The sequence below is a fragment of the Streptomyces sp. NBC_01012 genome, from assembly GCF_045162755.1.
In the GTDB taxonomy this organism is placed as follows: Bacteria; Actinomycetota; Actinomycetes; order Streptomycetales; family Streptomycetaceae; genus Streptomyces.
In genome coordinates this window covers 660518-672532 of the sequence record NZ_CP108688.1, presented here as the reverse complement: position 1 = coordinate 672532, position 12015 = coordinate 660518, and the positions used below count along the sequence as shown (strand labels likewise).

At 69.8% G+C, this 12015-nt stretch carries 11 protein-coding genes and 1 riboswitch; of the genes, 7 read left to right on the top strand and 4 right to left on the bottom strand.

Going from position 1 to position 12015, the window contains the following annotated elements; translation table 11 throughout:
* From ispG to OG623_RS02960, 5 genes are all read left to right on the top strand, one after another.
* The gene (ispG, locus tag OG623_RS02980) at positions 1–1170 is read left to right on the top strand and encodes a flavodoxin-dependent (E)-4-hydroxy-3-methylbut-2-enyl-diphosphate synthase (RefSeq protein WP_406144005.1); all 1170 of its coding nucleotides are present in this window, start codon (positions 1–3) and stop codon (positions 1168–1170) included.
* A gap of 25 nt (positions 1171–1195) precedes the next feature.
* On the top strand, positions 1196–3109 hold the full coding sequence (gene dxs, locus OG623_RS02975) for a 1-deoxy-D-xylulose-5-phosphate synthase (RefSeq protein WP_406144003.1): 1914 nt from the start codon (positions 1196–1198) through the stop codon (positions 3107–3109).
* Positions 3106–4500, top strand: a complete 1395-nt coding sequence (locus OG623_RS02970; protein ID WP_406144001.1) for an aspartate aminotransferase family protein — start codon at positions 3106–3108, stop codon at positions 4498–4500. The genes dxs and OG623_RS02970 overlap by 4 nt, the downstream gene beginning before the upstream one ends.
* Before the next feature lie 84 nt (positions 4501–4584).
* Complete coding sequence (locus OG623_RS02965) at positions 4585–5205, top strand: helix-turn-helix domain-containing protein (RefSeq protein WP_406143999.1); 621 nt, start codon at positions 4585–4587, stop codon at positions 5203–5205.
* Positions 5206–5335: 130 nt separating this feature from the next.
* Positions 5336–5509, top strand: coding sequence for a DUF6126 family protein (locus tag OG623_RS02960; RefSeq protein ID WP_406143998.1), 174 nt, complete (start codon positions 5336–5338; stop codon positions 5507–5509).
* Positions 5510–5527: 18 nt separating this feature from the next.
* Here OG623_RS02960 and OG623_RS02955 read toward each other — a convergent pair whose 3' ends face one another.
* Complete coding sequence (locus OG623_RS02955) at positions 5528–6352, bottom strand: tyrosine-protein phosphatase (RefSeq protein ID WP_406143997.1); 825 nt, start codon at positions 6350–6352, stop codon at positions 5528–5530.
* 412 nt (positions 6353–6764) lie between these two features.
* Positions 6765–6923, top strand: a riboswitch (cyclic di-AMP (ydaO/yuaA leader).
* 5 nt (positions 6924–6928) lie between these two features.
* Between OG623_RS02955 and OG623_RS02950 the strand changes: the two genes are divergently transcribed.
* Both OG623_RS02950 and OG623_RS02945 read left to right on the top strand, forming a co-directional pair.
* On the top strand, positions 6929–7852 hold the full coding sequence (locus OG623_RS02950; RefSeq protein WP_406143996.1) for a peptidoglycan DD-metalloendopeptidase family protein: 924 nt from the start codon (positions 6929–6931) through the stop codon (positions 7850–7852).
* A gap of 160 nt (positions 7853–8012) precedes the next feature.
* Complete coding sequence (locus tag OG623_RS02945; RefSeq protein WP_406143994.1) at positions 8013–8840, top strand: SGNH/GDSL hydrolase family protein; 828 nt, start codon at positions 8013–8015, stop codon at positions 8838–8840.
* 39 nt (positions 8841–8879) lie between these two features.
* On the opposite strand, the gene OG623_RS02940 is transcribed toward OG623_RS02945, so the two are convergent.
* Genes OG623_RS02940 through OG623_RS02930 form a run of 3 tightly spaced genes read right to left on the bottom strand, consistent with a single transcriptional unit; the run spans position 8880 to position 11988 of the window.
* On the bottom strand, positions 8880–9797 hold the full coding sequence (locus OG623_RS02940) for an STM4011 family radical SAM protein (RefSeq protein WP_406143992.1): 918 nt from the start codon (positions 9795–9797) through the stop codon (positions 8880–8882).
* A 14-nt stretch (positions 9798–9811) separates the two neighbouring features.
* Positions 9812–11179: an STM4012 family radical SAM protein gene (locus OG623_RS02935; protein ID WP_406143990.1), complete on the bottom strand. Its 1368-nt coding sequence runs from the start codon at positions 11177–11179 to the stop codon at positions 9812–9814.
* Complete coding sequence (locus tag OG623_RS02930; protein WP_406151654.1) at positions 11176–11988, bottom strand: STM4013/SEN3800 family hydrolase; 813 nt, start codon at positions 11986–11988, stop codon at positions 11176–11178. The genes OG623_RS02935 and OG623_RS02930 overlap by 4 nt, the downstream gene beginning before the upstream one ends.
* Positions 11989–12015: the final 27 nt, after the last annotated feature.

The following is a 12015-nucleotide window of genomic DNA, read 5'->3' as shown; positions in this document are numbered from 1 at the left end:
ATGAGCGCGGGAGAACCTGTCGCACTGGGTCTCCCCGAGCTGCCGGCCCGGCCTCTCGCGGTGCGCCGCCCCTCGCGGCGCATCCAGGTCGGGTCGGTGGCGGTCGGTGGTGACGCCCCTGTGTCGGTGCAGTCGATGACGACGACGCGTACGTCGGACATCGGTGCGACGTTGCAGCAGATCGCTGAGTTGACGGCGTCGGGCTGTCAGATCGTGCGGGTGGCGTGTCCTACGCAGGATGACGCGGACGCGTTGGCGACGATCGCGAAGAAGTCGCAGATTCCGGTGATCGCGGATATTCATTTCCAGCCGAAGTATGTGTTCGCGGCGATCGACGCGGGGTGTGCGGCGGTCCGGGTGAATCCGGGGAACATCAAGCAGTTCGACGACAAGGTCAAGGAGATCGCCAGGGCGGCGAGTGATGCGGGTACGCCGATCCGTATCGGGGTGAACGCGGGTTCGCTGGATGCGCGGTTGCTGAAGAAGTACGGGAAGGCGACGCCGGAGGCTCTGGTGGAGTCGGCGCTGTGGGAGGCGTCGTTGTTCGAGGAGCACGGGTTCCGGGACATCAAGATCTCGGTGAAGCACAATGATCCGGTCGTGATGGTGAACGCGTACCGGCAGCTGGCTGCGCAGTCGGATTATCCGTTGCATCTGGGTGTGACGGAGGCGGGTCCGGCGTTCCAGGGGACGATCAAGTCCGCTGTGGCGTTCGGGGCGTTGCTTTCGGAGGGGATCGGGGACACGATCCGGGTCTCGTTGTCGGCTCCGCCGGCGGAGGAGGTCAAGGTCGGGCTTCAGATTCTGGAGTCGTTGAATCTGAAGCAGCGTCGTCTGGAGATCGTGTCGTGTCCGTCGTGCGGGCGTGCGCAGGTGGATGTGTACAAGCTCGCGGACCAGGTGAGTGCGGGTCTTGAGGGTATGGAGGTCCCGCTGCGTGTCGCGGTGATGGGCTGTGTCGTCAACGGTCCCGGTGAGGCGCGTGAGGCCGATCTGGGTGTGGCCTCGGGCAATGGCAAGGGGCAGATCTTCGTGAAGGGTGAGGTCATCAAGACCGTCCCCGAGTCGAAGATCGTGGAGACCCTCATCGAGGAGGCAACGAAGATCGCGGAGGGTATGGAGGAGGCGGGGACACCCACCGGGGTTCCCGCCGTGACCGTGAGCCGATAACAGGAGCAGAGAGAGGGGCCCGGGCGTGACGATGCTGGAATCCATCAAGGGGCCGCAGGATCTCAAGGCACTGAGCCGACCGGAACTCGGCGAGCTCGCCGAGGAGATCAGGGCGTTTCTCATCCGGGCGGTGGCGAGGACGGGCGGTCATCTCGGCCCCAACCTCGGCGTGGTCGAACTCACCATCGCCCTGCACCGGGTCTTCGACTCACCCGTGGACCGCATCCTGTGGGACACCGGGCACCAGAGTTATGTGCACAAGCTGCTGACCGGGCGCCAGGACTTCTCCAAACTGCGCAGCAAGGGCGGCCTCTCCGGCTACCCATCCCGGGAGGAGTCCGAGCACGACGTCATCGAGAACTCCCACGCCTCCACCGTGCTCGGCTGGGCCGACGGCCTCGCCAAGTCCGACGAGGTGCTGGAGCGGCGGCGTCATGTCGTGGCGGTCATCGGCGACGGGGCCCTCACCGGCGGGATGGCCTGGGAGGCGCTCAACAACATCGCCGCTGCCCGTGACCGTCCGCTGATCATCGTGGTCAACGACAACGAGCGCTCGTACGCCCCGACCATCGGGGGGCTCGCCACCCACCTCGCCACCCTCCGCACGACCGACGGCTACGAGCGCTTCCTGTCCTGGGCCAAGGGAGTGCTCCAGCAGACACCGGTCATCGGGCAGCCGCTGTACGGATCGCTCCACGGCGCGAAGAAGGGCTTCAAGGACACCTTCGCCCCGCAGGGCATGTTCGAGGACCTGGGCCTCAAGTACGTCGGCCCGGTCGACGGGCACGACACCGCCGCGGTCGAGGCCGCACTGCACCGGGCCAAGCGTTTCCACGGCCCGGTGCTGGTGCACTGCATCACCGAGAAGGGCCGTGGCTTCGCGCCCGCCCTGGCCGACGACGCCGACCGCTTCCACACCGTCGGCAAGATGGACCCGCTGACCTGTGAACCGCTGGTCGTGCCCGCCGCGCCGTCCTGGACCTCTGTGTTCGGCGAGGAGATCGCGGACATCGGAGCCGAGCGCCCGGACGTCGTCGCGATCACCGCGGCGATGCTGCACCCGGTCGGGCTGACACGGTTCGCGGAGAAGTTCCCCGACCGGATCTGGGACGTCGGGATCGCCGAGCAGCACGCGACGGTCTCCGCCGCCGGGCTCGCCACCGGCGGACTGCATCCGGTCGTCGCCGTCTACGCCACCTTCCTCAACCGGGCGTTCGACCAGCTGCTGATGGACGTCGCCCTGCACCGCTCGGGGGTGACCTTCGTGCTGGACCGGGCCGGTGTCACCGGGCCCGACGGGCCCTCGCACAACGGCATGTGGGACATGTCCCTGCTCCAGGTCGTCCCTGGGCTGCGGATCGCGGCACCGCGCGACGCCGACCGCCTGCGCGAGGAACTGCGCGAGGCCGTCGACGTCGACGACGCACCGACGGTGATCCGGTTCCCCAAGGAGTCGGTGGGGGAGCCGGTCGCCGCCGTCGGGAGGATCGGCGGGATGGACGTCCTGCACCGGTCCCAGGACCCCGAGGTGCTGCTCGTGGCCGTCGGGGTGCTCGCCCCGGTCTGTCTGCAGGCCGCCGACCTGCTCGCCGGGGCGGGAATCCGCTGCACGGTCGTCGACCCGCGCTGGGTCAAACCGGTCGACGAGCAGCTGCCCGCGCTCGCCGCACAGCACGAGCTGGTGGCGGTCGTCGAGGACAACAGCAGGTCGGGCGGCGTCGGCTGGGCCGTCGGGCAGGCGCTGCGGGACGCGGATGTCGACGTACCGCTGCGGACGTTCGGCATCCCCGAGCAGTTCCTCGCACACGCCGGGCGCGGTGAGGTGCTCGCCGAGATCGGGCTCACGCCGGTGGAGATCGCCGGCCGCGTCGGTGCGGCGCTGGAGCGCCGCCGCACGGGCGTGGGAGAGCGGAACATGTCGAAGGAGAACGGGGTATGAAGGACGAACAGCCGGGTTTCGATCTGGCGCGGCTCCTCGCGGAGCGCGGCTCCGAACGCTACGAGCTGCACACCCGGCACCTCAACCACCAGTTGCCGCGGATGCTTCACACCCTCGGATTCGACAAGGTCTACGAGCGGGCCGAGGGCGCGCACTTCTGGGACGCCGAGGGCAACGACTACCTCGACATGCTCGCCGGCTTCGGAGTGATGGGCCTCGGCAGGCACCACCCCGTCGTACGCAAGGCGCTGCACGACGTGCTGGACGCCTCGCTCGCCGACCTCACCCGCTTCGACTGCCAGCCGCTGCCCGGGCTGCTCGCCGAGAAGCTGCTGGCGCACAGCCCTCACCTGGACCGGGTGTTCTTCGGCAACAGCGGTACCGAGGCGGTCGAGACCGCGCTGAAGTTCGCCCGGTACGCCACCGGCAAGCCGCGGATCCTCTACTGCGAGCACGCCTTCCACGGACTGACGACCGGCTCGCTCTCCGTCAACGGCGAGAAGGGCTTCCGCGACGGGTTCGCGCCCCTGCTGCCCGACACGGCCATCCGGCTCGGCGACCTCGACGCGCTGCACCGTGAGCTGAAGCGCGGCGACGTGGCCGGCCTCGTCGTCGAGCCGATCCAGGGCAAGGGCGTCCACGCCACACCGCCCGGCTTCCTCAAAGAGGCCCAGGAGCTGCTGCACCAGCACAAGGCCCTGCTGATCGTGGACGAGGTGCAGACCGGGCTCGGCAGGACCGGTGACTTCTACGCCTACCAGCACGAGGAAGGCGTCGAACCCGATCTGCTCTGTGTCGCCAAGGCGCTCTCCGGCGGGTACGTCCCCGTCAGCGCGACGCTCGGCACGGAACGGATCTTCAGGCGCGTCTACTCCTCGATGGACCGGGTCCTGGTCCACTCCGCGAGCTTCGGGTCCAACGCCCAGGCCATGGCGGCCGGGCTCGCCGTCCTCACGGTGATGGAGCAGGATCAGATCGTCGCGAACGCCCGCCGCACCGGTGATCTGCTGCGCGAGCGGCTCGCCGCCCTCGTCGACCGCTACGAGCTGCTGCACGAGGTGCGGGGCCGGGGACTGATGATCGGCATCGAGTTCGGCCGGCCGTCCTCCCTGAAGCTCCGCAGCCGCTGGACGATGCTGCAGGCGGCCCGCAAGGGTCTCTTCGCACAGATGGTGGTGGTGCCGCTGTTGCAGAAGCACCGGATCCTCACCCAGGTCTCCGGTGATCACCTGGAGGTGATCAAGCTGATTCCGCCGCTGATCATCGGCGAGCCCGAGGTCGACCGCTTCGTCACGGCCTTCACCGCCGTCATGGACGACGCGCACAGCGGAGGCGGGCTGATGTGGGACTTCGGCAGGACCCTGGTGAAACAGGCCGTCGCCAACCGCTGAGGGTCCGCCCGGGTCGGCGCTTCGTTTTTTGCCCCTGAGGCAAGTTATTTGCCTCAGGGGAAAGATCCTGGCCCAATGGAAGGCATGAATCCTCCTGACGGAGGGGTGGCCGACGACCTTCCGGGGATCGCGCCACGCCTGCGCGACCTGCGGCGTAACCGCGGCCTCACCCTGGAGGGCGCGGCCGGCCGTGCGGGGCTCTCGCCGGCCCACCTCTCCCGGCTCGAAACGGGCCGTAGACAGCCTTCGCTGCCGATGCTGCTCGGTCTCGCCCGGGTCTACGGTACGACCGTCTCCGAGCTCCTGGGCGAGATCCCACCCGAACGTGACGCGATCGTCCGCGGCGGTCCGGCCGAAGGAAGCAGGCGCGGCACCGAGCCCGGCGGCTGGCAGTACCGGCAGGCGGGCGGACGCGGCCGCGCCATGCAGGCCCTTCACGTCCGGGTCCCGTACGGCACCGAGGGCGACCTCGTGCGCGTCCACCCGGGGGAGGAGTGGCTGTACGTCCTGGACGGCAGGCTGCGGGTGGTGCTCGGGGAGACCGTGCACGATCTCGATCCGGGCGACAGCGTCCACTTCGACTCGCTCACCCCGCACCGGATCGCAGCACTCGACGCCGACGGCGTACGTCTGCTCTTCGTCCACACGCTGCTGCAGAGCCCGGCGGCCGAGCTGTGTCTGGGGAGCGGGATCCACCGGCTCTGAGCGGCCTGTACGCCCCGACCCCGCCCCGACCGCACCGTCCGTACGCCCCGACCGCCCGCACCGTCCGTGCGTACCGTCCGTGCGCACCCTTTGTCATCCCGGCCCGAACAGCCGGCAGAGAGGACTCGCCATGTCCGATTCGGAGTACTACGACCCGCTCAGCCCGCGCCGGCCGAAGAGCTCGGACACCCAGGAGCGGCGGATGCCCCGCGGTGTCGTGATCCGGCTCATCGCCTACCTGGTCGCCGGGCACGTCATCGCGGGCTTCCTCTATCTCCTGTTCAACGTGGCCGGCAAGGGCTGACTCCGGCCGGCCCCGGCCTCAGGCGCCCTCGACGAGCCGCTCGCGCAGCTTCGCGCGGGTGTCGGTGCTGATCTTCAGGCCCTCGGTGAGGTAGCGGTCGGTTCCGCCCCAGGTCTCTTCGATCGTGTCGAACGCAGCGGCCAGGTAGTCCGCGTGGGCGCCGAAGAGGGGGCTGAGCAGTTCCATCACCTCGTCGGACATGCCCGCAGGGGAGGAGTCGCTGCGGCGGACCTTGTAGCGGCGGTGCGCGTCGTTCGACTTGAGGTAGTCGGCCTCGACGGCTTCCTTCTCGACGCCGACAGCGAGCAGCGTGACCGCGATGGAGAGGCCCGCGCGGTCCTTGCCCGCCGCGCAGTGCATCAGCGCCGGCACACTGTCCTCGGCCAGCGCGTGGAGCACGCGGCTGTGTTCGGCGGTCCGGTCCTTGATGATCGAGCGGTAGGAGTTGATCATCCTCTCCGCTCCCTTGCCGTCCGCCAGGATCGAGCGCAGCTGCTGGAGGTCGCCGTCGCGCACCAGTCGCCAGAACTCCGCGCCGTCCGCGGGGTCGGAGAGCGGAATGCTGACATTCCGGACGCCTGGCAGCTCCACGTCGAGACCGTCGAGCTTGTGGTCGGCGGCGTTACGGAAGTCGAAGACCGTGTGCAGTCCGAGCCCGGCGAGGAAGGCGGTGTCGGTCTCGGTGGCGTGGGCGAGGTGACCGCTGCGGTAGAGGCGCCCGTATCGCACGGTGCTGCCGTCGACGGTCGGCAGCCCGCCGACGTCGCGGAAGTTACGGACACCGGTGAGCTCGACGTCCGTCGGCTCGGGACCGGTCGGCGGGACCTCTGGCAGCTGCGTCACAAGGGCTCCTGGGGTGTCGGGCGTCGGCGCCGCTCGCCGACGGGGCACGCCCGCGACGATACGACATGGGTGCATCGGGCAACCGTCTCGGTCGTGGTGACCTCGGCCTCCCGAGGGGCGATGATCGCGCGATGTCCGTATTGATGTATTTAGTGGAACATGCCCCGCTTGTACGGGAGATGGGGGACGGTGAGTGAGTGGGATCATATCCGTGACGGTGCGTGGTGGAGATGCCGAAGGGTATTCCGGACGCCGTGCGGAAAGCCAAGATCCGTAATCCACGGAGTGTGACGGGAATTCCGCGACGGGAATGAAGCGCGGATTCCGGTTCGCGATCCGACGCTTGTTCACGGCAACCCGGCTCGCTTACGGTCACGGTCAATCCGGACGGAACGCCTAATCCTGCCGCCGCCCGGAATCCGCACCGACTCACGTGTGGCAGGAGCGGGGGAACCAGGTAAGTCGCCTGCCGGAGAGATCCGGTACGGCTCGGGGTCAAGTCGCGCACCATGCGGCCGGGCATCTCCAGTCCGAACCCGACAGCTCACCTCGCAGGCGCCGGAGAGGAAACCCCCCATGCCCGCAAAAGGCAAGCACCGTCGTACGAAGACCGGCCCGATCTCCCGAGGCGTCCTTGCCGCGGGAACCGGTGGCGCCGTTCTCGCCCTTCCGCTGATCGGCGCCACCGGCGCCCACGCGGCCGAGCAGTCCGCGCCGGCCGCGAAGTCCGCTGCCCAGAGCACTCCCGCCCCGGCGGCGAAGAGCGCGTCGAAGACCTACTCCGTGGTCTCCGGCGACTACCTGGCGAAGATCGCGTCCGAGAAGAAGATCAAGGGCGGCTGGCAGAAGCTGTACCAGGACAACCGTGACGTCGTCGGCGAGAACCCGAGCCTGATCCTGCCGGGCATGAAGCTGACCCTCGGCGCCAAGGCCTCCGGCTCCGCGCAGACCGCGCCCTCCACGTCCGCCCCGTCGGCGGCGAAGAAGGCCGCCCCGGCCGAGAAGACGGCTGCTCCGGCGAAGGAGACGGCTGCTCCGGCTGAGGACACGGCCGCGAAGACCGCCGACTCCGGTGCGTCGGAGAGCGACAGCTCCGGCTGGAGCGCCCCGGTCGAGAACCCCAACGTCACCACCCAGTACCGCGCATCGGGCGCCAGCTGGTCCAGCGGCTACCACACCGGTTCCGACTTCCAGGCGGCCTCCGGCACCAGCGTCCGGGCCATAGGCCAGGGCACCGTGGTCTCCGCGGGCTGGAGCGGTTCGTACGGCAACGAGATCGTCATCCAGCACGAGGACGGCATGTACTCCCAGTACGCGCACCTGTCCTCGCTCGAGGTCTCGGCCGGCCAGACCGTCACCGGCGGACAGCAGATCGGCCTCTCCGGCACCACCGGCAACTCCACCGGCCCGCACCTCCACTTCGAGGTCAGGACCGGCCCGAGCTACGGCTCGGACGTCGACCCGATCGCCTACCTGCGTTCGCACGGCGTCTCCATCTGAGGCACCCCCGAGGGCGAAGGAGCGGGGCGGTGCGCTACGGCGCACCGCCCCGCTCCTTATTCCTGCTTTACCAAAAACTGACCAGGTGGTCTTTCTCACCACCCGTCAACCCCTCATTACGGTCGCGTAGGTCACATTAGAAGGTGCAGGATAAGCGCTTGTGGCAGACGATTCGAGAAACAAACAACGAGGCATCATCGGGTCGTACGCAGCGATTGGCGACAGCTTCACCGAGGGCGTCGGTGACCCCGGCCCCGATGGAACGCTCGTCGGCTGGGCGGACCGATTCGCGGTGCTCCTCGCGGACCAGCTCCCGGCCCCTGATGCGGCGGGCGGCCCCGAGGACGACACGCACGGGAATTTCCGGTACGCCAATCTCGCCGTACGCGGACGCCTCCTCGACCAGATAGTCGAGGAGCAGGTACCCCGCGCCAAGGAACTCGCCCCCGACCTGGTGAGCTTCTGTGCGGGTGGAAACGACATCCTCCGTCCGGGTTCCGACCCGGACGATGTGGCGGAGCGCTTCGAGCGCGCGGTCGCCGATCTGACACAGGCCGTCGGCACCGTCATGGTCACCACGGGCTTCGACACCCGTGGCGTCCCCGTGCTCAAGCACCTGCGGGGCAAGATCGCGACGTACACCGCACATGTCAGGTCCATCGCCGACCGCTACGACTGCCCGGTCCTCGACCTGTGGTCGCTGCGGTCCGTGCAGGACAGGCGGGCCTGGGACAACGACCGGCTGCACCTCTCGGCGGAGGGTCATACGCGCGTCGCGCTGCGCGCCGCCCAGGTGCTCGGCATCGAGGTGCCGGCCGACCCCGACCAGGTGTGGCCCCCGCAGGCGCAGCGTGGAGCGCTCGAGGTCCGGCGGGACGACATCAACTGGGCGCGTGAGTACCTCGTCCCGTGGATCGGCCGCAGGCTGCGCGGGGAGTCCTCGGGGGACCACGTCGAGGCAAAGCGCCCCGACCTGCTGCCGCTCTGACGCCCGCGCGGCGCCCCTGGCAGGCCCGCCGGACTCCGGTCAGCGGCCGACCAGGGGGAGCGGACGCCGGGACGGGCCAGGGGACACGAACCCGTCCGGGACGGGGGGCGCCGTCGGACGGGCCGGTATCCGCTCCAGCACGCCGCCCGCGAAGACGTCGTACAACGGCAGTGTCTCCAGGTGCACATAGCCGATGTGGCAGTCGCACACATCGAGCGGGCAGCCGCGCGGACCGAGCGAGCTCCGGTAGCTGCCGTCGTAGAGATTGCCCAGCTCGGCAGGGACGAAGTGGCAGCGGCGCACCGTCCCGTCACCGTCCACCGACACGACGGACTCGCCGGTCCTGCACGGCAGCCCGGCCGAGCGGTGCGGATGCCTGCTGTAGGCGAACAGCGGGTCCAGAGCGGTCCAGCGCTCCGCCTGCTCGTCCGTGTAGGTGTGGCCCTCGGCCGCGTTGACCCAGAGGTACACCTCGGGCGGCAGCGCGGAGCGGAGCCGGCGGGCCTCCTCCAGATGCTCGTCGAGGCCGACGATCCCGACGCTGTGACGCACCCCGAGGGCCGTCAGCTCCCGGCACCGCCCGAGAAAACGCTCGTACGGCGTCTGGCCCGGGTGGTACGTGCACCACAGAGCCACCTTGTCGCGGTCCGCCCCGGCCAGCCAGCCGGTACGGCCGCTGAGGTTGGTCTGGATCGCGACCCGGCCGATGTGCTCCAGCTGCGACAGCTCGACGAGCGCCTTCCGGTACCAGGACCGCACCAGGCCCTCGCCCCACGGGGTGAACAGCACATTCAGCCGGTCCTCCGTCTGCCCGGCGGCCCACGCGGTGAACCGCTCCAGCGCCGCACGATCGGACCGGAGCTGCTCCACGCTGTCCCGCTGCTTGGCGAAAGGGCAGTAGGGGCAGTCGTAGTCGCAGGAGGCCAGCGGGCCCCGGTAGAGGATCGTCAGGTCCATGCCCATCGCTCCGCTCACTTCGCCTCGTACGCGGCCATCGCGGCCCGCACGGCAGGGGAGAACAGCTCGGGGCCCAGCGCGTCGGAATGGGCCAGGCCCTCGGGGGAGAGACGCAGCAGGGAGGGGCCCGCGGCCTCGTCCAGCCAGCCGCGCGCGGCGAACAGCTCCAGCTCCGCGGGGAAGTCCTCGTACGGATCGGTGCCGAAGCGCTCGCGGTACCCGGCGGGCCGCATGCCCTCGGCCTGGAGCAGCGACTGCAGGAGGTGGCGTCGGCGCGCCTCGTCCTCGTCGACGTACCTGCCGACCTCCGCCCGGGAGAAGTCCTCGGTGGCGGTGAAGCCGTCGATGATGCCCCGGACCTCCCGCGTCTCTACCGCGTAGTCGAAGGAGTAGTGCAGGGACGAGGTGTAGGAGCGGGCCCCGCAGCCGAGCCCGATCATGCCGTCGGTCTGGCAGGCGTAGTCCTCGGGGCCCGCCTGCGGTGCGTCCGCGCGGCGGAACATCCGCATCGACACCTGCTCGTAGCCGTGGGCCAGCAGATGGTCGCGGCCCGCGCGGTAGAGCCCCAGCCGCTGTTCGTCCCAGGCGGTGTCCGGTCCTTGCGGTGGCTCGGCCCCGTCGGCCAGGCGTCCGAGACCGGTCAGCGGGCGCACGTACAGCGGATAGAGGTACAGCTCCTCCGGGCGCCAGGCCAGGGCCGCGTCCAGCGAGGTGCGCCAGCTCGCCTCCGTCTGGCCGTCGATGCCGTAGATCAGGTCGATGTTGAGGACCGGGACACGGGCGTCGCGTATCCGGGCGAGGGCGGCCTCCACCTCGGAGCGGTGCTGCGGCCGGACCGCAGCCCGCGCCTCGGCGTCGACGAAGCTCTGCACACCGATGCTGATCCGGGTGGCGCCCCGGTCGGCCAGGACGGCCAGCCGGTCCGCGGTCGCCGTCGAGGGCGAGGTCTCGACCGAGAGGGGCACCGCCCTCAGATCGGCGCCCATCCGCTTCTCCGCGATGTCGCAGAGGCGCTCCAGCTCGCCCGCAGTGAGGAAGGTGGGGGTGCCGCCACCGAACGCGGCAGCGGCGAAACGCACCCGCTCCTCGTCCCCCAGCGCGTCCCGGACGGCGGTGGCCTGCCGGTCGAGCGCGTCGAGGTAACGCGTCGTCAGCTCCTCCGGCGCACCGATCCGGGTGAACAGATTGCAGAAGCCGCAGCGGACCTCGCAGAAAGGTATGTGGAGGTAGAGGGAGAGCGCGTCCTTGCGCTCCGCCGCCCAGAGCTCACGCAGCGACGGCCGTCCGCCGGGGTGGCCTTCGAGCGGACGGTAGGCCGTCTTGTGCGGGTAGGCGTAGACGTAGCTGCGGTACGGACCGGTGCCGTGCCTTGTGCCGGTCATCGGATCACCTCCGGTTCGAGGAAGAAGTGGGCATAGGGCACCGTCCAGACGGCCTCGTGACCGATCCGGTGGCCGGTGTAGCCGTCGTCGCCGTACGCCGTGCCGTGATCGGAGCAGACGATCGCGAAACATCGGCGACGGCTGCTCGCCGCAGCGAAGAGCCGCCCGATGTGCTGGTCCACATACTCCAGGGCCGCGGCGTGTGTGGCCCTGGAGTCACCCGCGTCCGCCGTGGCACCCGACAGGTGGAACCAGTTGGGCTGGTGCAGCGCCGACACATTGACGAAGAGGAACAGCCGCTGGTCTGCGGGGAGTTCGGCGACGACCTGCTCGGCGCGCTCGACCTGTGACTCGAACGACGTCGGGGATGCGACACCGAACTCGGGCTCCCAGTGGCTCTCCTGGAACATGCCGGGCAGCACCGAGCCGAGCGGCGGGCGGCGGTTGAAGAACCCCACACCGCCGACGCACACCGTGCGATAGCCCACGGCTGCCAGGCCGGACAGGACGTCGGGGGTCTCATGGACGAAGGTGCCGTCCGAGGTCGACTCACTGCCCGCGAAACGGGCGGCGAACAGCCGTGGGTGAGGGCCCGGCGCGGCGGGCGTCGGCAGGAAGCCCGCGAAGATCGCCTGATGGGAGGCGTAGGTGAAGCTGCCCGGCGCATGCCTCTTCTCCCAGACGCCGCCGGGCAGCTGCCGCACGAGATTCGGGATGCGCCCGGCCGCGGCCAGCTCCTGCGCCACGTCGAAGCGCAGGGTGTCCAGGGTGACGAGCAGGAGATCGTGGCTGCCCACGATCGCGTTCATGTCGGGGTTCGCGGTCGGCGCGCCGCG